This window comes from Priestia megaterium, assembly GCF_009497655.1.
Lineage (GTDB): Bacteria > Bacillota > Bacilli > Bacillales > Bacillaceae_H > Priestia > Priestia zanthoxyli.
Map to the genome: position 1 here is coordinate 1,564,944 of NZ_CP023317.1, position 24,600 is coordinate 1,589,543.

The 24,600-nt window shown below is 38.0% G+C and carries 24 protein-coding genes; 18 read left to right on the plus strand and 6 right to left on the minus strand.

The window, feature by feature from the left end:
* Window positions 1–68: 68 nt before the first annotated feature.
* The 5 genes from hutP to CEQ83_RS07850 all read left to right on the plus strand — a co-directional run bounded on the left by hutP (window position 69) and on the right by CEQ83_RS07850 (window position 5,449).
* Window positions 69–533 carry a histidine utilization transcription antiterminator HutP gene (gene hutP, locus CEQ83_RS07830; RefSeq protein WP_154991515.1) on the plus strand — a complete coding sequence of 155 codons (465 nt, stop codon included), beginning with the start codon at window positions 69–71 and terminating at the stop codon, window positions 531–533.
* Between the two features lie 354 nt (window positions 534–887).
* A complete protein-coding gene (locus tag CEQ83_RS07835) occupies window positions 888–2,108 on the plus strand; it encodes an MFS transporter (protein WP_049163753.1) in 1,221 nt (406 codons plus the stop codon).
* Window positions 2,109–2,374: 266 nt separating this feature from the next.
* Window positions 2,375–3,040 carry a type 1 glutamine amidotransferase domain-containing protein gene (locus CEQ83_RS07840; RefSeq protein ID WP_028413948.1) on the plus strand — a complete coding sequence of 222 codons (666 nt, stop codon included), beginning with the start codon at window positions 2,375–2,377 and terminating at the stop codon, window positions 3,038–3,040.
* A 198-nt stretch (window positions 3,041–3,238) separates the two neighbouring features.
* Window positions 3,239–3,529: a putative quinol monooxygenase gene (locus tag CEQ83_RS07845; RefSeq protein WP_098627159.1), complete on the plus strand. Its 291-nt coding sequence runs from the start codon at window positions 3,239–3,241 to the stop codon at window positions 3,527–3,529.
* Window positions 3,530–4,009: 480 nt separating this feature from the next.
* Window positions 4,010–5,449 carry an aldehyde dehydrogenase family protein gene (locus CEQ83_RS07850; protein ID WP_034266655.1) on the plus strand — a complete coding sequence of 480 codons (1,440 nt, stop codon included), beginning with the start codon at window positions 4,010–4,012 and terminating at the stop codon, window positions 5,447–5,449.
* Between the two features lie 142 nt (window positions 5,450–5,591).
* Here the strand turns inward: CEQ83_RS07850 and CEQ83_RS07855 are convergent, their stop codons facing one another.
* Window positions 5,592–5,828 carry a hypothetical protein gene (locus tag CEQ83_RS07855; protein WP_098627160.1) on the minus strand — a complete coding sequence of 79 codons (237 nt, stop codon included), beginning with the start codon at window positions 5,826–5,828 and terminating at the stop codon, window positions 5,592–5,594.
* Window positions 5,829–5,998: 170 nt separating this feature from the next.
* Between CEQ83_RS07855 and CEQ83_RS07860 the strand changes: the two genes are divergently transcribed.
* The 3 genes from CEQ83_RS07860 to CEQ83_RS26985 all read left to right on the plus strand — a co-directional run bounded on the left by CEQ83_RS07860 (window position 5,999) and on the right by CEQ83_RS26985 (window position 8,295).
* Window positions 5,999–6,622, plus strand: a complete 624-nt coding sequence (locus CEQ83_RS07860; RefSeq protein WP_080754396.1) for a LysE family transporter — start codon at window positions 5,999–6,001, stop codon at window positions 6,620–6,622.
* 119 nt (window positions 6,623–6,741) lie between these two features.
* Window positions 6,742–8,085 (plus strand): amino acid permease, encoded by a 1,344-nt coding sequence (locus tag CEQ83_RS07865; RefSeq protein WP_028413943.1) that lies wholly within the window; start codon window positions 6,742–6,744, stop codon window positions 8,083–8,085.
* 69 nt (window positions 8,086–8,154) lie between these two features.
* Window positions 8,155–8,295: a hypothetical protein gene (locus CEQ83_RS26985; protein ID WP_013082476.1), complete on the plus strand. Its 141-nt coding sequence runs from the start codon at window positions 8,155–8,157 to the stop codon at window positions 8,293–8,295.
* A gap of 44 nt (window positions 8,296–8,339) precedes the next feature.
* Here CEQ83_RS26985 and CEQ83_RS07870 read toward each other — a convergent pair whose 3' ends face one another.
* Both CEQ83_RS07870 and CEQ83_RS07875 read right to left on the minus strand, forming a co-directional pair.
* Window positions 8,340–8,492, minus strand: coding sequence for a YpzG family protein (locus CEQ83_RS07870; RefSeq protein WP_014460817.1), 153 nt, complete (start codon window positions 8,490–8,492; stop codon window positions 8,340–8,342).
* Window positions 8,493–8,719: 227 nt separating this feature from the next.
* The gene (locus CEQ83_RS07875; protein ID WP_154991514.1) at window positions 8,720–10,393 is read right to left on the minus strand and encodes a ribonuclease J; all 1,674 of its coding nucleotides are present in this window, start codon (window positions 10,391–10,393) and stop codon (window positions 8,720–8,722) included.
* Window positions 10,394–10,609: 216 nt separating this feature from the next.
* Between CEQ83_RS07875 and CEQ83_RS26990 the strand changes: the two genes are divergently transcribed.
* The 4 genes from CEQ83_RS26990 (at window position 10,610) to CEQ83_RS07890 (ending at window position 13,108) form a co-directional block, all read left to right on the plus strand.
* A complete protein-coding gene (locus tag CEQ83_RS26990; protein WP_165573353.1) occupies window positions 10,610–10,753 on the plus strand; it encodes a hypothetical protein in 144 nt (47 codons plus the stop codon).
* 68 nt (window positions 10,754–10,821) lie between these two features.
* On the plus strand, window positions 10,822–10,968 hold the full coding sequence (locus CEQ83_RS07880; RefSeq protein ID WP_155017158.1) for a hypothetical protein: 147 nt from the start codon (window positions 10,822–10,824) through the stop codon (window positions 10,966–10,968).
* Between the two features lie 181 nt (window positions 10,969–11,149).
* On the plus strand, window positions 11,150–12,736 hold the full coding sequence (locus tag CEQ83_RS07885) for a type 1 glutamine amidotransferase family protein (RefSeq protein WP_049163765.1): 1,587 nt from the start codon (window positions 11,150–11,152) through the stop codon (window positions 12,734–12,736).
* 147 nt (window positions 12,737–12,883) lie between these two features.
* On the plus strand, window positions 12,884–13,108 hold the full coding sequence (locus CEQ83_RS07890) for a hypothetical protein (RefSeq protein WP_028413940.1): 225 nt from the start codon (window positions 12,884–12,886) through the stop codon (window positions 13,106–13,108).
* Between the two features lie 96 nt (window positions 13,109–13,204).
* On the opposite strand, the gene CEQ83_RS07895 is transcribed toward CEQ83_RS07890, so the two are convergent.
* A complete protein-coding gene (locus CEQ83_RS07895; RefSeq protein WP_033578511.1) occupies window positions 13,205–13,936 on the minus strand; it encodes a ZIP family metal transporter in 732 nt (243 codons plus the stop codon).
* A gap of 464 nt (window positions 13,937–14,400) precedes the next feature.
* Here CEQ83_RS07895 and CEQ83_RS07900 point away from each other — a divergent pair, with 464 nt between their 5' ends.
* Together CEQ83_RS07900 and CEQ83_RS07905 are read left to right on the plus strand one after the other, a co-directional pair.
* Entirely contained in the window at window positions 14,401–15,786 is a 1,386-nt protein-coding gene (locus CEQ83_RS07900) for an amino acid permease (RefSeq protein WP_033578512.1), read from the plus strand.
* 369 nt (window positions 15,787–16,155) lie between these two features.
* On the plus strand, window positions 16,156–16,356 hold the full coding sequence (locus tag CEQ83_RS07905) for a hypothetical protein (protein ID WP_028413937.1): 201 nt from the start codon (window positions 16,156–16,158) through the stop codon (window positions 16,354–16,356).
* 89 nt (window positions 16,357–16,445) lie between these two features.
* Here the strand turns inward: CEQ83_RS07905 and CEQ83_RS07910 are convergent, their stop codons facing one another.
* Together CEQ83_RS07910 and CEQ83_RS07915 are read right to left on the minus strand one after the other, a co-directional pair.
* On the minus strand, window positions 16,446–16,655 hold the full coding sequence (locus CEQ83_RS07910) for an alpha/beta-type small acid-soluble spore protein (RefSeq protein WP_013058452.1): 210 nt from the start codon (window positions 16,653–16,655) through the stop codon (window positions 16,446–16,448).
* A gap of 90 nt (window positions 16,656–16,745) precedes the next feature.
* Window positions 16,746–17,729 carry a LacI family DNA-binding transcriptional regulator gene (locus CEQ83_RS07915; protein WP_028413936.1) on the minus strand — a complete coding sequence of 328 codons (984 nt, stop codon included), beginning with the start codon at window positions 17,727–17,729 and terminating at the stop codon, window positions 16,746–16,748.
* Between the two features lie 326 nt (window positions 17,730–18,055).
* Here CEQ83_RS07915 and CEQ83_RS07920 point away from each other — a divergent pair, with 326 nt between their 5' ends.
* The 4 genes from CEQ83_RS07920 (at window position 18,056) to CEQ83_RS07935 (ending at window position 24,552) form a co-directional block, all read left to right on the plus strand.
* Window positions 18,056–19,297, plus strand: coding sequence for an MFS transporter (locus CEQ83_RS07920; protein ID WP_028413935.1), 1,242 nt, complete (start codon window positions 18,056–18,058; stop codon window positions 19,295–19,297).
* Between the two features lie 21 nt (window positions 19,298–19,318).
* A complete protein-coding gene (locus tag CEQ83_RS07925) occupies window positions 19,319–20,776 on the plus strand; it encodes a glycoside hydrolase family 32 protein (RefSeq protein ID WP_186807938.1) in 1,458 nt (485 codons plus the stop codon).
* A 273-nt stretch (window positions 20,777–21,049) separates the two neighbouring features.
* Complete coding sequence (locus tag CEQ83_RS07930) at window positions 21,050–22,510, plus strand: protein adenylyltransferase SelO (RefSeq protein WP_154991512.1); 1,461 nt, start codon at window positions 21,050–21,052, stop codon at window positions 22,508–22,510.
* 590 nt (window positions 22,511–23,100) lie between these two features.
* Window positions 23,101–24,552: a glycoside hydrolase family 68 protein gene (locus CEQ83_RS07935; protein WP_028413932.1), complete on the plus strand. Its 1,452-nt coding sequence runs from the start codon at window positions 23,101–23,103 to the stop codon at window positions 24,550–24,552.
* The last annotated feature ends 48 nt before the right edge of the window (window positions 24,553–24,600 follow it).

Sequence of the window (24,600 nt, forward strand, 5' to 3'; positions counted from 1 at the left end):
GAATAATCAGCACCCTTTTAGGTACCGTCTGTTAAAATAATAAGGGGATAGAAGGGAGGGAATGACAGTTGAACAATAAATTTCAACAAGTTAATGATTTTTCAATGGGAAGATTAACATCTTTACTCGTTCTTTTACATAATACGGAACTAGCTGAAGGTATTGAAAAGGAAATCAATGAGAGAGGATATAGCTATACAGTTGGAAAAGTCGGAGCGATGGAGCTGTCTAAAGTTGTGGCCGCAATTGAAACGAGCGCCAAGACAAACAATATTATTAATGCCCAGTCGTACCGGGAAGTCCACGCTCTTTATCATGCTATACTTGAAGCTATTCAAGGAGTTAGTCGAGGAACGCTGCAGCTAGGTGATATTTTACGGACGGTAGGACTCACATTTTCAATTGTGCGCGGAAAAATTGAGTTCTCAGGATCAAGCGAGGAATGGATTAGCGTTTGTGTGTATGGAACGATAGGTGCACCGAAAAAAGGCTTTGAACATGATACGTTAGGTTTTGGTTTTAACCATATTTAAAAATAATGGACAAAATAGTATGAACGTAAAAAGTGAGAGATGCACATAGCTGCTTTAAAAAAGATATTTTTCTTATTGAAAGCTTTTGTGCGGCGTGTTAACATAATGATTAATATAATAATTGCCTTTAAGACGGTCCAGAGAGGCCGAAAAGGACGGATCACTTATTTACTGCTTCTATGCCTATCTGTGCCCTTTTGCCCTCTGCGACAAAAGGGCTTTTATGCGTTACGTACCTCTTTTAAACGAAGTCCAGAGAGGCTTCAAAAGAGAATGGACATATGTTATTTTATCCATTCCTTCAAAAAAGAAAGAGCGTTGATACAGAAAGAATACAGTGGAGGGTGGAACAACATGAATTATCGTAACAAGACAGTTGTAGCATCAGTAGCAGGTTTGACGTTAGAAGGGATGGACATTATGTTTATCTCGTTTGCTATGTCAATGATTATCGCTGAATTTCACATTGATTTAGCAACGGGTGGACTTATTTCTTCTATTACGAATATAGGAATGCTGATAGGCGGAGTCATCTTCGGAATTTTAGCAGATAAATTTGGAAGAGTGCGGGTTTTTACCTACACGGTTCTTCTATTTGCAGTCGGAACGGCATTAACAGGTTTTGCAGCAAATGTTGAACAAGTGTATGCTTCACGATTTATTGCCGGAATTGGGGCTGGAGGAGAGTACGGAATCGGTATGGCTCTTGTTGCAGAAGCGTGGCCGAAACATAAGCAAGGAAGAGCTTCATCTTATGTTAGTATTGGCGCACAATTTGGAGTTATTCTTGCGGCGCTTTTAAGTTCTCTGATCCTGCCGATTTTCGGATGGAGAGCGCTGTTTTTTGTCGGAATTATCCCCGTCATTTTTGCTTTTATCGTACGAAAAAATTTAAACGAATCTCCTGAGTGGTTAAAAGCTCAAAAAGAGAAAACAGCCGTTGTTAAAAATAATGGCAAGCTACGTCAACTATTTGCTACGCCTAAGACGGCGATGACGACTATTTCTCTGGCAGTGATGGCTACCGTTCAAATTGCAGGCTATAACGGACTCATGATATGGCTTCCGTCTATGCTTCAGCAATCACAAGGACTCTCTGTTTCAAGTTCAGCTCTTTGGACAATCAGTACAGCCGTTGGAATGATTATAGGCATGCTAACATTTGGTCAATTTATGGATCGTTTTGGTTCGAAGCGTACTTTTGGAATTTTTCTTCTCGCTTCAGCGTGTGCGGTATTTTTATACTCGTATGCCGAAGGAAGTGCAGGGCTGCTTATAGGAGGAGCTGTTGTCGGATTTTTCTCAAACGGAATGTTCGCAGGATACGGAGCCTTGATCAGCAGTCACTATTCGGTAGAAGTTCGCAGTACTGCAACGAACACTATTTTTAACTTCGGGAGAGCGCTCGGAGGGTTGTCACCCATTCTTGTCGGCTATCTTTTGCAAAGCTATGATATGACGGTAGCGATGACGTACTTGGCGGGGCTGTACTGTATTTCGTTTATTTTTATGATGAGTCTTAAAAAAACGGGAGAAAAGAACGTGAAACAAATGAACGCTCAATCTGCTCTTTAACATAAAAAATAGATTCTATGCTTTTCTGGAAAAAACCGCGCTTACTCAAAAGGGCGGTTTTTTTGAGTGTATAAAAAATAAGTTCAGGTGTTAGATGATTGTTTCTTTCACAGATGCTTTATTAACAAAGACGTCCACAGTATCTATAAAAATATTTATGGATAAGCAGCTATTTTCTAATTTGTATTATAGTAATTCCTCTCTTACAATATGATGTGTAAGGCGGAAACAGAAAATACTATCTTTATTTACAGGAGGACGTTACTATGTCTAAACATATATTAATGGTCGTAACAACGGCTGACAAAATGAAAGAAAATCATCCAACAGGCCTTTGGCTTTCTGAATTTGGTGAAGCGTACGTAGAGTTTGAAAAAGCTGGATTTACGATTACTGTAGCAAGTCCTCTAGGAGGAAAAGCGCCGGTGGATGCTCGCAGCCTTGAAGGAGAGACTTCTCAAGAAATCTTAAATACAGCTAAGCATCTAGAGAATACCCTAAAACTTGATACAATTACAGACAGTGCTAAATTTGATGCTGTTTTCTTACCAGGCGGTCATGGCACAATGTTTGATCTGCCAGATAATCAAACGCTTCATGCTTTAATTCGTGAACTATACGAAGGAGACAAAGTAGTAGCCGCTGTATGCCATGGACCCGCAGGCTTAGTAGGTGTTACATTATCAGATGAAAAGCCGTTGGTGGAAGGAAAAGATGTCGCTGCGTTTACAGATGATGAAGAACGTGAAACAACATTAGACCGCTTCATGCCGTTTCTTTTGGAAACACGCCTGCGTGAACTTGGTGCAAATGTAGTAACTGCTCCAAACTGGACCGATAATGTACAAGCAGATGGCAACCTAATAACAGGTCAAAATCCTCAGTCAACAATCAGTGTAGCAAAAGCAGTCGTGAAACAATTATTAAACTAAGATGTAAAAAAGCCTGTAGGACTACAGGCTTTTTTATTAACAGCATCAACAAAGACCGCCGTAGATAATGTGTATGTTTTGCTGTTTTGGACTAGAGAGATCCATCATCATACAAAAAATATGATGGTCAGTGTAATGAATACAAAAAGAGGGAAGCTTTTTATGGAGACTATTTTTTAAAAGAAATGAGGAAAAATGATGTCAGAAGTTATTATTAACGCCATTTTACAAGCCAAGCCAGGAAAAGAAGAAGAGCTTCGATCAGAGTTAGTAAAAGTTATTGAACCATCAAGAGAAGAAAAAGGATGTATTCAATACATTCTCCACCAGGATACAGACAAAGCAGGCACATTTGTTTTTTATGAGAAATGGAAAAGCAAAGAAGATGTTGAAGCTCACATTGAAACACCTCACTATCAACAATACAGACAGCAAACAGAACCGTTAATTGAAAGCAGAGCAGTACATCGTTTACAAGAAGTACGTTAATAAAAAGAAGCTGGAACAAAAGTGTTTTAGTTGAAGGAAGATCCGAACGAGTAATCGAGATTCTTGATGGAGAATCAAACTCGTTCGGATTTTTTTGTGGTTATGGTGAATATGAGTTTCATTTAGTGAGACCAAGCAGAAGCGTAAGCGATGAGGAGGCTAATCGACCGCACGCAGAAAGAAAAGGCTTGCAGGGAAATCAACAGCGGAATAACAAATAACCCATACTAAGTCCTTTATCCCATTTGTTTATCTTTAGATGGGATTGATTTCGTTATGACTCAATCTCTGTTTGTTATAAAGAACTAAAAAGCTGCAGAGGAAAAAAATTTCAGCTGCAAAAAGCCGATTGGAAAAGGGATAAGGCTGTGGAAGAAACAAAAAATAATACCAGTGGTGTTTGAGAAGCAGACAGGCGGGTAGATAAAAACTAGATGACATAGTTCAATAATTAACAAACTAAAAGGAGAGATCAAATCAATGCGTACAAATTTAAAACACTTTATTAACGGAGAATGGGTTGAATCAACAGGAAGCGAAACGTCAGATGTGATCAATCCTGCTACTGAAAAATCAATTGGTAAAATTAGCTTAGGTACAAAAGAAGATCTAGATAAAGCCGTGGCAGCAGCTAAAGCAGCCCTTCCCACATTTTCAAGAACAACAAAAGAAGAGCGAATTAAAATGCTTCGCAATATTGCAAAAGGATATGAAAAGCGTAAACAGGAGCTTATTGAAGTTATGACTGAAGAGCTTGGCGCTCCTTTAAAAATTTCAGAAGAAGTGCACTATGAAATGGGACTTAGCCACTTTAAAGAAGCAGCTAATGCGCTTGAAGATTACACATTTGAAAAAGATCATGGAAGCTACAAGGTTGTAAAAGAGTCTATTGGAGTAAGCGGACTTATTACACCATGGAACTTCCCAACAAATCAAACGTCTACTAAAATTGCAGGAGCTATCGCAGCAGGAAGTCCAATGGTATTAAAACCATCAGAACTTACACCGTATGCAGCGATGATATTAGCAGAAATCATTGATGAAGCTGGTGTACCAAAAGGTGCCTTTAACCTTGTAAACGGAACGGGAAGCACAATCGGTGACGGTATTAGTTCTCACCCGGACATTGATTTTGTATCATTTACAGGATCAGGTGCTGTAGGCGAGAAAATTATGCAAAACGCTGCTAAAACAATCAAAAAAGTAGCCCTTGAGCTAGGCGGGAAATCACCGCTAGTTGTATTAGAGGATGCGGATGTAGAAGAAGCGGCTAAAATAGCAGTTTCACACATTGCAATGAATACAGGGCAAGTATGTACGGCAGCAACGCGCATTATCATTCCTGCCTCTATGAAAGAAAAATTTGAAGAAGCAGTGAAGAAAGTTCTACCATCATTCCCAGTTGGTGATCCGTTAGATAAAGACAACGTAACTGGACCGCTCGTAGCGGAAAAACAGTGGGATCGCGTACAGGATTATATTCAAAAAGGAATGGATGAAGGTGCAAAGCTTCTTACTGGCGGAACGGGCAAACCGGACGGCTTAGAGACAGGGTACTTTGTTAAACCGACAGTCTTTACTGACGTTTCAAATGATATGGTTATTGCACAAGAAGAAATCTTCGGACCTGTAACAACTATTATTACGTATGATGATCTAGAGCAAGCTCTTGAAATTGCAAATGATACAGTTTATGGACTTGCAGGCTATGCGGTCGGAAAAGACCAAGAAACACTTGACTATGTTGCTAAAAACATTAGAGCTGGTCAAATCATCGTTAACGATGCCGAGCAAGACAGAGCTGCGCCATTCGGCGGATTCAAACAATCTGGTATTGGACGCGAGTGGGGAGCATTTGGTATTGAAGAATATCTAGAGCCAAAAGCGATCATGGGCGTTAAAGTTCCGGCAAAAGTATAATTAATGTAAAAAAAGAAGGGAGTTTTTCTCCTTTCTTTTTTTAGGATAAAGGATTAAAAGCTCTAAGAACGCAGTGTGTTCTTAGAGCTTTTTCAGATTTGTTTATCTGGAAGTGAGAAAACAGTTATGTTTATTACTCTTATTAAAAATTTTGCTGAATAGCTTGCTGTGCTTCGCGTAAATGTCTTAAGTGTTCTTCCATTCGTTTTAATTCTTTATCACCAGACGCCGCTTCTTTTTGTTCATTAATTTGCTGCTGAACCATATTCAACTGCATTTGAGCTTTTTGAAAATTGGCTGCATCCAAATTCATCTGCCCTTGACAAACAGCCTGTTCAGCTAATTGTAATGCTTCTTTAATATGAGTGTATGAATTCATGCTTCTCACCCTTCTGTATAGTATTTACAGTTAACATGCGCTGGTTCTTCGTAGCTATACAAAAGGATTTAGAAATAAAATAAAAATTACGTAGTACAAGCTAAGCAGGTTGCATAGATTTATCATAGTTCAATTTATAAAATCTTAGAAGTGATAGAGGGTGGATGTATGTGGGGGCTTTTTTCAGCTATGTATTATTAGGGCTATCATTAGCTGCGCCAATCGGTCCAATCAATGCAGCTCAGCTTGATAAAGGAATTAAAAGTGGTTTTTTGCATGCTTGGTTCTTAGGTATAGGAGCAACATCGGTTGACGCTCTTTATATGCTTGTAGTTTATTTTGGATCCGTTCATTTTTTAAGTAGCGATTTTATGAAAACGTTTCTTTTTTCGTTTGGGTGCTTTGTATTAATTTATACAGGTGTTGAGGGGCTAATGGGTGCAGGGAGGATTACACAGCATAGAAAAACAAACGGTGATTCTGTGTTAAAGTGTTTTTTCTCAGGTTTTTTGCTGTCATTAACGAATCCGCTTACAATTCTCTTTTGGCTTGGCATTTATGGCTCTGTTTTAGCAAAAACGGCTAATACATATGAAACTGAACAGCTTATCTTATATAGCTGCGCTATTTTTACGGGAATTCTGGCCTGGGATATTGCGATGGCAGCTTTAGCAAGCACGTTTCGACGATACTTAGCTGCGACGTTTTTAACTGCCGTGTCCGTTGTATCGGGGTTATCTTTAATAGGGTTTGGCCTATATTTCGGCTGGCAAGCCGCACAGCAATTAGGCTAAAAGAAGTGCTGAATCTAAAGTGTTTTCAGTACGTTGAAAAATAATAGAAAAGATGCTTCTTTTTACGCATAAATTTTTCAAACTATCACACACTACATCGAAGTGTGAGGAGTGATAGAGTGAAAAAGAAAATAGGCTGCGGAAGTCAAGTTGAAGGGAAATTAAAATGGTGGCAGCTGTCTTTAATCGGAGTAGGATGCATAATCGGCACAGGCTATTTTTTAGGATCAAGTATTGCCATAAAAGCAGCCGGGCCCTCTGTTTTAATTGCTTTTTTACTAGCAGGAGTATGCACATTTATTGTATTTGAGGCGCTTGCTAAAATGAGTGCTCAAGATCCTCAAAAAGGTTCGTTTCGCTCCTATGCTAAAAAAGCTTATGGAAGATGGGCAGGATTTAGCAGCGGATGGGTGTACTGGAGTTCAGAGATGCTGATCATGGGGAGTCAGCTCACGGCTTTATCTCTTTTTACACGTTTTTGGTTTGAAGATATTCCACTGTGGGTCTTTGCCTCTATTTATGCTGTTTTAGGCATTAGTGTTGTATTAATCGGGACAAAAGGCTTTGAACGAATGGAAAATGTATTTGCTGTCACAAAAGTGGCTGCTATTTTAATGTTTATTGTATTAGCTAGTCTCGCTTTATTTGGATTTCTTGACGAAGGTGCAAAACAAGGAGTGCCGCGAACGATAAGTGAAGTATTTCCTCATGGATTTTTAGGTTTATGGGGCGCTTTGCTTTATGCCTTTTATGCTTTCGGCGGCATCGAAGTCATGGGAATCATGACGGTTCGTTTAGAAAAAAAAGAAGACGCACCGAAAGCGGGAAGAAGTATGCTTATTCTTCTTGGAATTATTTATATTGTTTCACTGAGTTTAGCTATTTTAATTGTGCCATTTCATGATTTCCATGGAAATCAAAGTCCATTTATAAAGGCTTTAGAAACATATCATCTTCCATTTTTTCCTCATGTTTTTAATGGAGCAATGATTATTGCGGGTTTCTCAACGATGTCAGCGTCTTTTTTTTCCGTAACAACAATGATTGTCACTCTTTCAGAAGATGGAGATGCTCCTGCATTGTTTTCAAAACAAAAACAGAAAAAGCTGCAGTTTCCTTTACCGGCTTTACTTTTAACAACAGCGGGATTAGTTATTTCTATTGTCCTTTCCTTGCTATTGCCCGGGAAAATTTATGAGTACATTACAACAGCAGCTGGACTGATGCTGATTTATAACTGGTTTTTTATTTTAATTTCGTTTCATCGCTTAATTAAACAAACCGTTTGGGATAAAGTAAAACAAGCTGTTGGCCTCTTATTAATCCTGCTAGCAGTAAGCGGTACGCTGTTAGAATCTGCAAGCAGACCAGGTTTCTTTGCAAGCTTAGGCTTTTTAATTGTTATAAGCCTTGTTATTTTAAAACTGCGCCATAAGTGGAAAGAAGAAGAAGCCGCTAGTTAACATATATTTAATCTTTATGAGGGACACTATGCACGTTGTACAATTACAAAATAAAAGGTGGTTATGATCATGCCAAAAAACAAGCAGACTCCTTCTTCACAAGTAGATCAAAAACAAGTAGTAGATGACAAAGCAAAAGCGCTACGAGAAAATAATTATGAAGATGGTCATATTCGCAAGATAACTCAAAGCGGGGCAGACGGCCAATAACAAAAAAAGACGCGTTCGCGTCTTTTTTTTGTTGAAGTGTATCCTTACCAACGATGAGCTTTTGCATTACTTCGCAAGATGATGTTCGTTTGAGACATCTCTGTATGTCCATTTACTTGGGACTTTGAACGCTTCGGTCTCGTCCAGTTGTGGCGGAATAGTTCTGAATGCTGATCTACATGATTTTTATCATTCATCATAATCACCTCAAGGATAGGATACTTTCACAAGATATTTGCGGTGAAATATCTCTCTTATAGAATGGGGTAAAAAAGAAGAAATACACCTAACACTTTTAACCATACATATAAAAGCAGTGCCTATTCATAAACTACAGAAGGCAACTTCTAACTTTAGGTTAAGCTTCGGATTTATAAGGGAAAAACTGCCTTAGTGGGGACTAAGGCAGTTTTTGCTGGAGGGATTAAACTTCAATAATGATGGGAAGAATCATAGGTCTTCTTTTCGTTTGGTTATATAAGAACTGTCCAAGGGTGGTCTTAATTTCTTTTTTCATGATGTTCCATTGGTGAACGTGCGCTTTTTGCAATTGATTTACAATTTTAGTCACTTGTCGATTAACGTCTTTTAATAGCTGCTCTGAGTCTCTTGTATAAACAAAACCTCGCGAAATTGTATCTGGACCCGACACAATTTTTCCTTCCGTTTTATTTAAAGTAATCACAATAACCAGCATGCCATCTTCTGAAAGCTGTTTGCGGTCACGTAAAACCGCATTTCCAACATCCCCAATGCCAAACCCATCTACATATACATTGCCTGCAGAGATTTTTCTTGTTTGAACAGCTGTTCCGCCCTTGATGTCGACAATATCACCGTTATTTATAATAAAAATGTTCGCTTTTTCCACCCCTACGGATTCTGCTAATAAGCTGTGGTGATGAAGCATTCGAAACTCACCGTGAATGGGGATAAAATACTTTGGCTTCATCAATGTAGCCATTAATTTTAGCTCTTCTTGATAGCCATGTCCTGATACGTGCATGCCTGTTGCGCTTCCTGAACCGTAAATCACATGAGCCCCGAGTATGAAAAGACTGTCGACAATACGAGAGATATTACGTTCATTGCCAGGAATAGGCCCTGCTGATAAAATGACCGTGTCTTCAGGAAGAATCTCTACTTGTCGATGATTTCCGCTGGCTAATCTAGATAGAGCGGCCATCGGCTCGCCTTGGCTTCCAGTGCAGAGAATAGCGACTTGTTCAGGCGCAAGTGAATGTACTTCATAAGGTTCAATCAGCATCCCTTCAGGAATGGTTAAATATCCTTTCTCTAAGGCAACTGATACAACGTTAACCATGCTTCTTCCTAGCAGCGCAAGCTTTCTGTTCGTTTTAATCGCTGCATCGACAATTTGCTGTACGCGGTTAACATTCGAGGCGAAAGTAGAAATAATCACTTTTCGCTTTGCTTTACGAAAAGCTTCTTCTATATGTTTGCCAACTAGCTTTTCTGAAGGTGTAAATCCGGGGCGTTCAGCATTTGTACTTTCTGATATTAAAGCCAGTACACCTTCACTGCCGATTTTCGCCATTTTATGAAGATCTGGATATTGGTCGTTAACAGGAGTTAAATCAAACTTAAAATCTCCCGTATGTACAACAGCTCCTTCAGGCGTATGAAAGACAATTCCAAGGCAATCTGGAATGCTGTGATTCGTTTTAAAAAAAGAAAGCGGAATATTGCCTAATGTAATTTCTGACTCTTCGTTGATTTCAATAAGCTCCGTCTCAGCAGATAATTGATGTTCCTGCAGTTTAATATCGATTAATCCGAGTGTAAGGCTTGTTGCATAAATGGGGAGGCTTAACTGTTTTAGAAGATAAGGAATACCTCCGATATGATCTTCATGACCATGCGTAACAACCAGTGCTCGAACTTTTTCTCGGTTCTCTTGCAAGTATGTAATATCAGGTATGATCAAATCAATTCCTAATAAACTTTCGTCAGGGAATTTAGAGCCACAGTCAATTACAATGATGTCATCATCATATTGAACGGCATACATATTTTTTCCTATTTCATTAATGCCCCCTAAAGCAAAAATGGATAGTGTGTTTCTATTTATACTCACACTTAGTTCCTCCTATATTTTCAAAATGAATATGCAGAATTTCTACTCTTAGTATGAACATTTATTTCTGGTGCATTCTGTTAAATATGGAGATTTTATTTTTATTCAATATGAGGATGCAAGCAAAAAGAAAAGAAAGTCATTTTCCTAATACTACCTCTTATTTTCTTTTTATAACTCCATAAAATATAGACGTTATACATGGAGGTGGATGAAATGAGTAAACAAAATAAAAGCACAAACCAAGGAGTCAGCAGCAGTGCAGCAGCTTCTGTTGATAATGTGAATAAAAATATTTTATCAAACGATATTCATACAGATGAGCTTCAAAAAGCAAAAGCAAGTCGTCATAACAAATAAAAGAGTGACAGACAAAAGAGCAGCTTTGAGCTGCTCTGGATAAAATAGAGATAGGGAAGTGAAAAAACGTGTCAGAACACAAAAATTCTCAGTATAAAGAAGAAAATAAGTCAACGCCTAGTCGTCCTCTTGAATATAAAGAACGCGCAAACGAATCAAAGAGTACACGTCAAATGCTGCGCAGTATTCTCGAATATTCAAGTCGTTATCGTTAACAAATTTTACATATAATCATGGGCATATTTAAAAGGGAATGTCTCGACAAATATAAGGTATAAAGAACCTTTTTTGAAAAAATATATATTATTTACAATAAATTTAAAAAAATCATAAATGAACCTGCTATAATCCTCTTGAAAAGACAAGCGTTGCAAAAATTTGAGGGGAGCATTTTATATGCGGAAAAAATATAATCGCGTAGGTTATGCCGTTTTGACAATGTGTACAGCTTTATCTATCTCACTGCCTTTTACTACTCATCCAGCATCAGCAGAAAGCGCTGCTGACCCTGCACCAGAAATTAAAGCTTCTGTTGTAAATGAAAACAATGGTAAAAAAATCTTGTTTGATAATACCCATGGTCAAACGGCGGGTACAGCAGATTGGGTTATTGACGGAGGTTTTTCTGATTTTGGGAAAGGGCTGGCTGGCAGCGGGTTTGATGTAAAAGAGCTGCGGAAATCTACGCCGATTACATACAGTGACCTTAGCGGTTATAGTGTGTTTGTTGTGCCAGAAGCAAATATTCCGTATAAATCTTCTGAACAAGCTGCCCTTTTACAATATGTTCAGAACGGGGGAAGCGTCTTCTTTATTGCTGATCATTACAATGCAGACCGAAACAAAAACCGCTGGGATTCTTCAGAAGTTTTTAACGGGTACCGTCGTGGAGCATGGACAAACCCAGCAAAAGGCATGACAACGGAAGAAGCAAACTCTGAGGCAATGCAAAACGTAACAAGTTCTGACTGGTTAGCAAGTAACTTTGGTGTTCGCTTTCGCTATAATGCCATTGGTGATGTGACAGCCAATGATATTGTATCTCCTTCTCAAGCATTCGGTATTACGCTAGGTGTTTCCACCGTTGCTATGCATGCTGGTTCTACGGTTGCAATTACGGACCCAAACAAAGCAAAAGGAATTGTGTATCTTCCTAAGACAACGGCAAAATGGTCAAATGCTGTAGATCAAGGAGTGTATAACGGAGGGGGAAGAGCAGAAGGTCCTTTTGCTGCTGTTTCAAAAGTAGGGGCAGGTAAAGCTGCTTTTATAGGAGATTCTTCACCGGTTGAAGATGCTACACCAAAATATAAACGAGAAGATACAGGATCTTCTAAAACCACATATGACGGATTTAAGGAACAAGACGATTCTACACTGCTTGTAAATATGGTCAATTGGTTAGCGAAGCAAGAAAGCTATATTTCTTTGAATCAAGTATCAGGACTTCAATTGGATCAAGCTACAGCATTACTTTCGTCGGAAACGCCAAGTCAGTCCACTGAGCCTCAGCCAGAACCATGGTCAGCACCTACAGCAGGGTATAAATGGTACGATACGTCAACTTTTGCATCTGGTTCATATGGTTATAAAGGTGGAACTACGCAACCACCAACTGCTAGTGCTTACACATTTGAACATCAAGCCATTTTACCAACGAGCGGCGTATTCCAAATACGCGTAAAGGTAAGCGGGCTTTCAGCTAACACTGCGTACAGCACGTTTAATCTAGGTGTATATAACGGATCGGGAACTCAAATTGCTAAAGTCCAAAACGCAGATGGAAGCTGGCCGTCATCCTATGGATACAGCAGCAATTTTTCAATTACAACGGACGCAGATGGAAATGGAGAAAAGGTTGTAAATGTCCAACTAAATCCAAGTGCAGCGGGGAGTGCTAATCTCCGTTTACGCCAAAGCAGTACGAACGCATATACAGAAGCTGTAACGGTAGGGAACGTAGCGGTTGAACCACTGCCTTAATAATAGTGAAAGCAAGCACTTGTGCTTGCTTTTTTGTTGTTGTATTTCCTATCTTTGAGGTTAAAGAAACGTCAGAGGAGAGGCTTATCCATAAAGGAGAAATATGATATCTTAGAAGAAAGAATGAAGTAAAAGGAGTCAGCTAATATGTCTAAATATAAAGAATTAGAGACAGGTTATCTAATGGATAAAATTAAAGAATACAAAGAATTAATTTGGAGAGTAGGGCCAGGAAGTGAAAGAACAATAGAAGCTGTTCAAGAGATTCAAGGAATGGAAAAAGAGTTAAAAGCACGGGATGCGGAATTTGAAGCTACGGATTGGAAAGCTTTTACTCAGGAAATAAGAGAGAACTACGATTTTATTTATTAAGAAGACACATTTATCATAATGTGCTTGAGATAAATATCTCCAAGTAGAAGGCTTTCTGTTTTCTACTTGGAAACGATAAAAGTAGTATGAAGACGATTAAGAAAAATGATCCAGTATCAATGAAGCAAGTAATCCAAGTGCAGCAATCAATCCTGTAATAGAACCTCCTTCTTCATAGGCCTCTGGCATCATTGTAGAACCTACCATAGCAATAATACCACCGCCGGCAAAAGCAGCAATAGCAGCCATAAGTGTCTCAGATGCATGATCTAAAAAAACAAAGCCTGTCCATGAACTAAAAGCTGAAATGAACAAAACAGCTGCCCATAGTAAAAAAATTTTCCTCTTAGAGAATCCGCTTTTTACTAGACCGGTCGTACTGGACAGTCCTTCAGGAATATTACTTATAAAAATAGCGATAACAAGAAGCCAGCTAACGGTTGCTTTTTCAATTAAGCTAGCTCCAATCATAATGGACTCTGGGATTGCATCCATGACGGTTCCTATAAATATAGCAATTCCAGAACTATTCGCGGCCATTTGTTTTGTAGACCTCTTTCTTTTATTCGCTCCTTGACGTGAAATTAGATAGTCTAAAAAAGTAAAAACGACAGCCCCCGCAAGGAACCCAAGAGAAGTAGCTTTTAACCCGCCGCTATGAACCGAGTCTCCAAGCAGCTCATAGGTAGATGCTCCAATTAATACACCCGTCCCAAAAGCCATAATATAACCAATTATCTTTTTGCCGATAGGCAAAAAAACTGCTGCCAAAGCACCAAGAAGGACAGCTGATCCTGAAATTCCGCCCCACATCGCAGCTTGCCACATGAAAAATCCCTCCTCATCTCTATTTTCTATGGATACTTTCCCTAAGAAAAGAAAGAAAAAACGTAAAAGTAGAAAAAAGGAATTTATTCGATTAAGTAATGGTTTCATTTCGTTATCCTTGTGAAAGAGAGTGTTCCAGCATCCAAGCTGAGACTATATTTATTTTAATATTCATAAAATTTTAATTATACTGAAATAAAAAACTATTTTACGAAAATGACTGATTTGACAGAGGTAAATGGTTTACTTAAGTGTTTTTCTGAAAAAAACAATTGTATTTCTGAGGAAAATTTATTATTATAAAATAAGTAATTATACAGTCGAATAGCTAAAAATAGAAAAAATAGTTTAGTTGTAAAGGTACTAGGTAAAAATGGAATGATTTAAAAACGACAGCTGTTCCATCAGAAACAGAAAGTATCTTTCCTAACAGAGCTATAACAAGTTTAGGAGGAGGAAATGGAATGGCAGACAAAGAGTTAAAAAGAGGCTTAGAATCTCGTCACATTCAAATGATCGCGCTTGGTGGAACAATTGGCGTTGGATTATTTATGGGATCAGCAAGCACGATTCAATGGACAGGTCCATCGGTATTGCTTGCTTACGCAATTTGCGGAATGTTTATTTTCTTTATTATGCGTGCTATGGGCGAAATGCTGTACATGGAACCAAGCACAGGTTCATTCGCTACATTTGGCCACAAATATATTCATCCATTAGCAGGTTATATGGCTGCTTGGAGTAACTGGTTTCAATTTGTAATCGTAGGGATGTCCGAAATTATAGCGGTAGGAGCATATATGCATTACTGGTTCCCTCATTTACCAGCTTGGGTGCCTGGTATTATCGCCATGTTGATTTTAGGCACAGCAAACTTAGTTTCAGTGAAATCATTTGGAGAGTTTGAATTTTGGTTTGCGATGATTAAAATTGTAACAATTATTTTAATGATTATCGCGGGACTTGGATTAATTTTCTTTGGATTTGGAAATGATGGAGACGCAATCGGGTTATCAAATCTTTGGGCACACGGAGGCTTCTTTGCAGGGGGATGGTCAGGCTTTTTCTTCGCGCTATCTCTTGTTATTGCAGCTTATCAAGGAGTCGAGCTAATTGGGATTACAGCTGGTGAAGCAAAGGATCCTAAAAAAACGTTAACAAGCGCAATTCAAAGCATCATCTGGCGCATTTTAATTTTTTATATTGGCGCTATTTTCGTCATCGTGACGGTATATCCTTGGAATGAGTTAGATTCTTTAGGAAGTCCATTTGTATCTACATTTGCTAAAGTTGGTGTTACGGCAGCTGCAGGTATCATTAACTTTGTAGTCATTACGGCAGCGATGTCAGGCTGTAATAGCGGAATCTTTAGTGCAGGACGCATGCTTTATACGCTCGGTGTAAACGGTCAAGCACCTAAATTCTTTACAAAAATTTCTCGCAACGGCGTTCCAATTTACAGTACGCTCGCTGTTATGATTGGATTAGTAATTGGTGTTATTTTAAACTACATCGCTCCACCTAATGTATTTGTTTATGTATACAGTGCTAGCGTGCTTCCTGGAATGATTCCTTGGTTCATTATTCTTATCAGCCAAATTCGTTTCCGTAAAGCTAAAGGTGCTGAAATGGATAGTCATCCTTTCAAAATGCCTTTTGCGCCTGTAACGAACTATGTAACCATTGCTTTTCTACTAATGGTGCTCGTAGGCATGTGGTTTAATGATGAAACGCGTATTTCACTTATTGTAGGGGTTATTTTCCTCGCTCTCGTTGTCATTAGTTTTTACGCATTCGGAATCAATAAACGTATGATACCTGATACAGAGAACGGTCAAATAAAGAAATAAATATGCTTTTTCATAATCGAAAAGCAAAACAAAAAAACGGCTGATAAAAGCCGTTTTTTTGTTTTGCTTAAATAAAAGACATAAGAAAAAATGTCATTAAATGCACAAAACGAAATACTCGTTCAAATGCAGGAGGAGAACGAGGAAGCAGGAGATGTTATTGATGTATTTATGAAAGAGTATAAAACAGAAGAAATTATTAAATAGCACGTAATTGAGAAGAATATTGAGTGGTTTTGTTGAATAAATAAAAAGAAAACACCTTTATTTTTTATTGAAAAAGAAACGGACGTAAGAAAACTTCTTGTTTATCAAGAAGTTTCTTTTGTATCTGAACATTAGTTTGTATACGCAGGTAGGGGAGAGGTGATGAAGGTGAAAAAAATTGGTGAAGGTCACGTCTTTTTTATTATTCTCGGAGGCCTGTTTATTTTAATAGGTACACTCTTTGCAAATACTTCTGTTTATTTTCTCATCTCCGGATGGATAGCAGCTGTCTGTTGTTTAGGAATCAGTGCTGTACTAAAGAAAGGAAAAACAAAATCAGTCAGTAAAGAAGATGAGCAATAATAATTTTTATATAAAGATGGAAATTAAATATATGAAAAGGAAGAATGGATATCCATTCTTCCTTAAGTCATGGTGTGTATGAAATTGTCTTAGAAACGTCCGCCGCCAAGTTGTTGCTCAGCTAATTGTACAAGACGTTTTGTGATTTCGCCGCCTACTGATCCGTTTGCACGTGCAGTAGTGTCAGCTCCTAAATTTACTCCGAACTCGCTAGCGATTTCATATTTCATTTGATCGATTGCTTGTTCAGCTCCGTATACTAATAATTCATTATTATTGCTGCTTTTATTGTTTGCCATTGTATTCAACTCCTTTCTGTAACGTTAAGGTGTGAATAAAGGAAGAAGAATATGCAACAAACTGATATTTATTTTATAAAAAACATATTTTTACGTCGTTTGCCCTTCTAGAAGCTTAACAGGAAGACAGATTTCACGGGGGACATTACTAAATTCTCCTTCAATTTCTTTTAGTAAAATATCAATGGCTGTTTGAGCAATCGATTCGATTGGCTGTTGAATTGTAGTTAGGCCAGGTAACAAAGTCTGACTGGCTTCTGTTCCATCATAGCCCACGATTTTTAAATCTTTTGGGATGCATTTTCCTCTTTTTTGTGCTTCAGCAACTACTAAAGCTGCAAGTAAGTCATCGCTTGCAAAAATACCGTCTACTTCCGGATGTTCTTCAAAAACCTTAGAAATAGTTTCTCGCTGAATGTTGCGGTCAAAGGTATTTGAAATCTCATACGTGATAGGCTGTTTTCCGTACTGTTTCATCACGTTTTCATATGCTTTCCTTCTTAAGTTAGCTGGAGTTTCAAGTTTAAGGGGACCGTTAATATGAATAATATGCTTACAATCTTTTGAAATAAGCAATTCCGTGGCTTGTTCTCCTCCAGAATAGTTATCAGAAGATACGGTAGGAATATCTTTTGATAAATAATGATCGACTGCTACTACAGGAAGGCTTTGACTTTCGGAATCAAAAATACCTCTATTATAAGTAACGGCAATAACACCGTCTACCTGATTTCTGATAAGCATTTCTACATATTTTTTTTCTTTATCAATGCGATTCAGACTGTTACAAAGAAGTACTTTGTAGTTAAGGGAAGCACATATACTTTCAATATGAAAGGCTAACTCTCCGAAAAAAGGGTTGCTCGTTTGCGGGACAATCATCCCGATTAAATTTGTTCGCTTATTAAATAATGAACGCGCAATATCATTTGGGAAATAATTAATTTCTTTCATTGCTTTATAGACATTTTCTCGCGTTTCTTTGCTTATGTAACCACGGTTATTTAATACACGAGAAACTGTAGTCGGTGAAACACCTGCAATTTTTGCTACATCACTAATTTTGGCTTTCATCTAGTTTCCTCCTAATTTCTCCAAAACCTTGCTTTTATAGTATATATCTGCTGTGGAAAAGCCTTAAAATAAATGCAATCAAGCGAGCAGCTTTCCAGTCGCTACGTTTTATTTTGATACATAAAAATCTATGTAAGGATTGTAAACGGTTTATTGAACAACTTAAACATACCACAAAGCCCACTTTTACGCCTAATACAAGCTTTTTGCAATATAAAATGTGAAACCGGTTGACATATGAAACCGGTTGACATAAAATCAAGTTGAAAGTGCTTTCATTTTGTTAGATAAAAGATTTTATATCTTAAGCTAAAGGGGTAACTAAAATGAAAAGTTCAAAAAGTTTATATTGGAAGCTGAGTGCATATTTTTTCTTCTTCTTTTTTACGTGGTCGTCGAGCTACTCTTTATTTTCTATCTGGTTAGGGCAAGAGATTAAGTTGAACGGATCAGCTACAGGCTTAATCTTTTCTGTAAACGCTATCTTTGCATTGTGTATGCAGCCTTTGTACGGATATATATCTGACAGGATAGGTTTAAAGAAGCACATTTTATTTTTTATTAGCTGTCTTTTAGTGTTTGTAGGACCATTTTATATTTTTGTTTATGGGCCCTTACTTCAATACAATGTGTTGATAGGAGCTATTATTGGAGGCTTATATTTAGGAGTAGCGTTTTTGGCGGGCATCGGAGCGATTGAAACATACATAGAGAAAGTCAGCCGAAAATATAAATTTGAGTACGGGAAATCTAGAATGTGGGGGTCATTAGGCTGGGCTGCAGCTACATTCTTTGCAGGACAACTATTTAACATTAATCCTCATATTAATTTTTGGGTGGCATCCGTTTCAGCGGTTATCCTAGTGGCTATTATTTTTTCTGTGAAGGTAGAAATGAGCAGCTATGAAATGGAAAAAGCTGAATCCGTCACGCTGAGAGATGTAGGTAATTTATTCTTATTGAAGGAATTTTGGTTTTTTATGATTTATGTTGTTGGCGTTACGTGCGTGTATGGGGTATACGATCAGCAATTTCCTATCTATTACGCATCTTTGTTTCCTACTGAATCGATAGGTAATCAAGTATTTGGCTACTTAAATTCGTTTCAAGTATTTTTAGAAGCCGGAATGATGTTCGCAGCACCGTTTATTGTAAATAAGATCGGTGCAAAAAATAGTTTGATTTTAGCAGGATTTCTAATGGGATTTCGTATTATTGGGTCAGGACTTGTGGTTGGTCCAATTGGAATATCTTCGATGAAGCTTATTCATGCATTAGAACTTCCTATTATGCTCATTGCCATCTTTAAATATTTGGCAGCTAACTTTGACACGCGCCTATCTTCTATCCTTTATTTGGTTGGATTCCAATTCGCTTCACAAATAGGTGCTTCAGTTCTTTCACCCATAGCGGGAGGATTATATGATAGCGTAGGCTTTTCCCGTACCTATTTAATTATGGGAGGTATGGTTTTGGTATTTAACGTTATTTCCATGTTTACACTACTAAACTCTAAAAAACATAAGTTTATAAGAAAAGATGTACAAGAAAACACGCAGATTATATAGGGGGATATGATGATGTTAACGATAAATAAAATCGAGCAAGCTCAACGTTCATTAAATGAAGCAGAGAAAAAGGTAAATCATCAATATCGGTTAGGGTATCATATTATGGCGCCAGCGAACTGGATTAATGATCCGAATGGGTTGGTTCAGTATAAAGGAGGATATCATGTTTTTTATCAACATCATCCTTATGACGAGAATTGGGGACCGATGCATTGGGGACATGTCAAAAGCAAAGATCTTGTTCATTGGCAGCATTTACCGATTGCTTTAGCTCCTGGAGATACATTTGATAAAGATGGATGTTTTTCTGGAAGTGCCGTGGATAACGAAGGAGAGCTTACGCTAATTTATACAGGACATAATTATATAGACAAAGAGCTGGATACTTTTTTTCAAAACCAAAATATAGCTGTTAGTAAAGACGGCATTACCTTTGAAAAAGCAGAGGTCAACCCAGTTATTGCGGAGCCGCCAGCAGATAGTTCTCATCATTTTCGAGACCCTAAAGTATGGAAGCACGAGGATTTCTGGTATATGATTCTAGGAAACTCAACAAAGAAACAAGAGGGACGCGTTATTTTATACCGGTCTTCAAATTTACGAAAATGGGAATATGTTGGCGTCCTTGCTAAAAGCGATGGAGATCTAGGATATATGTGGGAGTGTCCGGACTTCTTTGAGTTAGACGGAAAGCATGTGTTAATGATTTCTCCTCAAGGGATAGAAGCAAAAGGTGATTCCTATCACAACCTTTTCCAAACGGGATATTTAGTTGGAGAGTATAGTTATGAAACCAATACTTTTCATCATGGGTCATTTATTGAATTAGATCACGGCCACGATTTTTATGCTGTTCAAACGCTTTTAGATGATAAAGGAAGACGAATTGCAATCGGGTGGATGGACATGTGGGAAGCTAATATGCCAACGAAAGAGGATGGATGGTGCGGTGCGCTAACGCTTCCGAGAGAACTAACTTTAAGAGAGGATAAAGTGTTAATGAACCCCGTCCAAGAGCTGACATCACTTCGGAAAACTCAATATAATATGCTAACCAATAAAGCTCTTTCTGAAAGCTATGTAGTAGAAGTAAATGAAGATTTGCTAGAGATACAAGCTGTATTTGATTTAGCGGACTGCCAAGCTTCATCAGTAGGAATAAAAATTTGTGGAATAAACAATGATGAAACGCTTATGTGTTATAACCTTAATGAGCAAAAGCTAGTGCTTGACTGTACTCACTCGGGAAAAGAAGATGGAGTGAGGAAAGTAGCGTTGCAAGCAGGTGAGACACTAGCTTTACGAATATTTGTGGATCGTTCTTCCATCGAAGTATTTGCAAACGAAGGACAAGCTACCATGACAAGCCGCATTTATCCAAAAGAAAGCAGGCTTGGAATTGAGTTATTTACTGAAGGAGGAGACGTAATCGTAAAAGAGTTAACGTATTGGAATTTAAAAGATATTTGGGGGTAAAATACAGAGGAAGAAGTATATTAATACTTCTTCTTTTTTGAGCATTTAATAGCTCGTCAACAAAGTGGCGGTATATAAATGGATAAGGCACTTTAGATTAAAAGTACGAGCAAATACGATATAATAGTAAAAGAGATAATGAATGAAAGAGAAACTGTCCTGCTCTAAGATGCCCAAAAGAAAGCAGGATAGAGCAGGGCTGCTGCACTTATAAAACCACGATCAGTAAAGAAAAGAGTTATGTTTTAAGACACAAGAAGAAAAGGAGATACGATGACTAATCAAAAAGAAACAGGATGGAATTTACGTAATAGCTATGCGGAGTTACCAAACATTTTTTTTACGCCTCTTGATCCTAATCCAGTGAGTTCACCTAAAATAGTCAAATTTAACGACTCTTTAGCCGCATCTTTAGGGTTACAAAAAGAACAGCTGCAAAGCCAAGAAGGAGTTAGCATTTTGGCTGGAAACAGTGTTCCAAAAGGTGCTTTCCCACTTGCACAGGCTTATGCAGGACATCAATTTGGCCACTTTAACATGCTAGGAGACGGACGGGCTATGCTGATAGGGGAGCAAGTTACGCCTTCGGGTGAACGAGTGGATCTTCAGCTTAAAGGCTCAGGCCGAACTCCGTATTCCCGGGGTGGAGACGGTCGTGCAGCTCTGGGACCTATGCTGCGTGAGTATATGATTAGTGAGGCGATGCAGGCCCTTGGTGTTCCGACTACTCGGAGCCTGGCAGTCGTAACAACAGGCGAATCCATTGTTCGCGAAAAAGAACTGCCGGGGGCGATTTTGACGCGTGTAGCTTCCAGTCACCTTCGTTTTGGCACATTTCAATTTGCTGCAAAATGGGGAACAGTCGAAAACCTTCAAGCTTTAGCTGACTATGCATTAGAACGTCACTTTTCCCACATAGAAAAGAATGAAAAAAAATATTTATCATTGCTTCAAGAAGTGATTAAGCGTCACGCTACCCTAGTTGCTAAATGGCAGCTTATTGGTTTTATTCATGGCGTCATGAATACGGATAATATGACAATTAGCGGAGAAACAATTGATTATGGGCCATGTGCATTTATGGATACCTATGATCCAGAAACTGTATTTAGTTCAATTGATGTACAAGGGCGCTATGCATATCAAAATCAACCAGGCATTACAGGGTGGAATCTTGCGAGGTTTGCTGAAGCTTTATTACCTCTGTTGGATCAAGATATAGAAAAAGCAGTTGAAATAGCACAAAACGCCGTGACGGAATTTCCAAAATTCTATCGAGAAAACTGGCTGGCGGGTATGCAGGCTAAACTTGGACTTTTTAACGAAGAAAAAGAAGATGAAGCATTATTCCAAGAGCTTCTTACCATGATGAAAACCTATAAAGCTGACTATACAAATACATTTCGTGCATTAACTTTCAATAAGCTAGGAAAGAGTGACCTGTTTGAAAGCGAAGAATTTGCACAGTGGCAGGAGTTATGGCAGAAAAGACTAGGCAGACAAAAACAATCTAAAGCAGAGTCGGAAGAGCTTATGAAACATAACAATCCCGCTGTCATTCCTCGAAATCACCGAGTAGAAGCAGCGCTAGATGCAGCACAAAAAGGAGACTACAGCGTTATGGAAAATCTTCTAGAAGTGCTTTCTAGCCCATATGAATCGCCGGATCAGTTAGAGTATTGTACACCGTCTGCTCCGTCTAATCAGCCTTATCAAACGTACTGCGGCACTTGATTTATTTAGATAAGAACAGCTATTTAAAGACAGCATAAATGAAATCAAAAAGAGCTCTTTATAAAGAGCTCTTTTTGATTTCCTGAAAAATGTATGATTGATTAATTGAAATGATAGCGATTCCTTGGGAAGAGCTGCATAAAATTTAACAGTATAAAAGAATCAAAATAAAAAGAGATTACCTAATTCTTTTGTCTCTTATTATTACCAGTAGAAACTATTATATAATAAATTATTCCACTATTTCACAAAAAATACATTAACGATATTTTCTTGAAGCTTGGGTACTTTAACAGCTGTAGAAAAGCTTATAAAAGAATAGTAGGTTAAATATGATGATGAATTTGCCGATTTAATTAAAAAGTTAAAGATTTAAGACTTTATAACTAAATTAAAAAAACAAAGGGATAAAAAAGGGTATGATCACTCCATTTTACCTATTTGACTTTTCAATATTATGCAAGTAATCTTGGAAAGGTAATGGAACCGGTTCTGTTATTTCACCAGATGGATATGACTTCTCGATACATAGAAAATGGATCACTTGTGAGTAACACAAGAAAAAGTATGATACAAAAGGGAGAAAACAGATGAACATTAAGAAAATCGCAAAGCGAACAACAGCATTATCTTTTGCTGCAGCTATGTTAGTAGGTGCTGGATCTCAAACATGGGCAGCTGAAAGCAATCATAAAGATACAAATAATAATTATAGAGTTTCTCATATTACACGTGATAACATGCTGAAAATTCCTCAGCAGCAAAAAAGCGAACAGTTTAAAGTTCCAGCTTTTGATAAAGCAACAATCAAAAATATTGCCTCTGCAAAAGGGTATGATAAATCGGGTAATTTAATTGACTTAGACGTATGGGACAGCTGGCCTCTGCAAAATGCTGACGGAACAGTAGCCAACTACCATGGTTACCAAGTTGTATTTGCGCTAGCAGGCAATCCTAAAGATGCGGATGATACATCTATTTATGTGTTTTATAAAAAAATAGGTGAAGAGTCGATTGACAGTTGGAAAAATGCAGGAAGAGTGTTCAAAGACAGTGATAAATTTGTACCGAATGACCCTCATTTGAAAAAACAAACACAAGAATGGTCAGGATCTGCTACTTTAACATCAGACGGAAAAGTACGCTTATTCTATACTAATTTTTCAGGTGCAAACTATGGAAAACAAACTTTAACAACAGCTCAAGTAAATGTATCTCAGCCAAGTGCAGATACGTTAAAAATTGAAGGTGTTGAAGATCATAAATCCATTTTTGATGGTGATGGTAAAAAATATCAAAATATTCAGCAGTTTATCGACGAAGGCGCATATGGTTCAGAAGATAATCATACGTTGAGAGATCCTCACTATGTAGAAGATAAAGGGCATAAATACCTTGTGTTTGAAGCAAACACAGGAACTGAAGATGGTTATCAAGGGGAGGATTCTCTTTACAATCGAGCTTACTACGGTGGAAACAATCCATTTTTCCAATCAGAAAAAGAGAAATTACTGCAGAGTTCTAATAAAAAGAAAGCCTCTTTAGCAAACGGCGCATTAGGCATTGTAGAACTAAATAACGACTATACCTTAAAAAAAGTAATGGATCCACTGATTACCTCAAACACGGTAACAGATGAAATTGAACGCGCAAATGTATTCAAGAAAGATGGAAAATGGTACTTATTCACAGATTCTCGCGGGTCTAAAATGACCATTGATGGTATCGGCCAAGATGACGTATATATGCTAGGATACGTATCAAATACGCTGACAGGAAAATACAAACCGCTAAATGATACAGGACTTGTTTTACATATGAACCTCGATCCTAATGACAAAACGTTCACGTATTCACATTTTGCAGTTCCACAAGTTAAAGGAGACAATGTCGTGATTACAAGTTACATGACAAACAGAGGCTTCTATTCAGAGGAACACTCTACGTTTGCTCCTAGCTTCTTGTTAAGTATTAAAGGATCAAAAACAGCTGTTGTGAAAAATAGTATTTTACAACAAGGACAATTAACTGCAGATAAATAATTTTTAAAAACGAAAGAGAATGGCGACAACTGCTGCTGTTTTCTTTCG

Coding starts and splice junctions, on each gene's coding strand:
- CEQ83_RS07870 (WP_014460817.1), bottom strand. CDS start 8,492: ATGAATGATAAAAATCATGTAGATCAGCATTCAGAACTATTCCGCCAC.
- CEQ83_RS07910 (WP_013058452.1), bottom strand. CDS start 16,655: ATGGCAAACAATAAAAGCAGCAATAATAATGAATTATTAGTATACGGA.
- CEQ83_RS07835 (WP_049163753.1), top strand. CDS start 888: ATGAATTATCGTAACAAGACAGTTGTAGCATCAGTAGCAGGTTTGACG.
- CEQ83_RS07935 (WP_028413932.1), top strand. CDS start 23,101: ATGAACATTAAGAAAATCGCAAAGCGAACAACAGCATTATCTTTTGCT.
- CEQ83_RS07890 (WP_028413940.1), top strand. CDS start 12,884: ATGTCTAAATATAAAGAATTAGAGACAGGTTATCTAATGGATAAAATT.
- CEQ83_RS07850 (WP_034266655.1), top strand. CDS start 4,010: ATGCGTACAAATTTAAAACACTTTATTAACGGAGAATGGGTTGAATCA.
- CEQ83_RS07930 (WP_154991512.1), top strand. CDS start 21,050: ATGACTAATCAAAAAGAAACAGGATGGAATTTACGTAATAGCTATGCG.
- CEQ83_RS07915 (WP_028413936.1), bottom strand. CDS start 17,729: ATGAAAGCCAAAATTAGTGATGTAGCAAAAATTGCAGGTGTTTCACCG.
- CEQ83_RS07920 (WP_028413935.1), top strand. CDS start 18,056: ATGAAAAGTTCAAAAAGTTTATATTGGAAGCTGAGTGCATATTTTTTC.
- CEQ83_RS26985 (WP_013082476.1), top strand. CDS start 8,155: ATGCCAAAAAACAAGCAGACTCCTTCTTCACAAGTAGATCAAAAACAA.
- CEQ83_RS07885 (WP_049163765.1), top strand. CDS start 11,150: ATGCGGAAAAAATATAATCGCGTAGGTTATGCCGTTTTGACAATGTGT.
- CEQ83_RS26990 (WP_165573353.1), top strand. CDS start 10,610: ATGAGTAAACAAAATAAAAGCACAAACCAAGGAGTCAGCAGCAGTGCA.
- CEQ83_RS07845 (WP_098627159.1), top strand. CDS start 3,239: ATGTCAGAAGTTATTATTAACGCCATTTTACAAGCCAAGCCAGGAAAA.
- CEQ83_RS07855 (WP_098627160.1), bottom strand. CDS start 5,828: ATGAATTCATACACTCATATTAAAGAAGCATTACAATTAGCTGAACAG.
- CEQ83_RS07900 (WP_033578512.1), top strand. CDS start 14,401: ATGGCAGACAAAGAGTTAAAAAGAGGCTTAGAATCTCGTCACATTCAA.
- CEQ83_RS07895 (WP_033578511.1), bottom strand. CDS start 13,936: ATGTGGCAAGCTGCGATGTGGGGCGGAATTTCAGGATCAGCTGTCCTT.
- CEQ83_RS07905 (WP_028413937.1), top strand. CDS start 16,156: ATGAAGGTGAAAAAAATTGGTGAAGGTCACGTCTTTTTTATTATTCTC.
- CEQ83_RS07840 (WP_028413948.1), top strand. CDS start 2,375: ATGTCTAAACATATATTAATGGTCGTAACAACGGCTGACAAAATGAAA.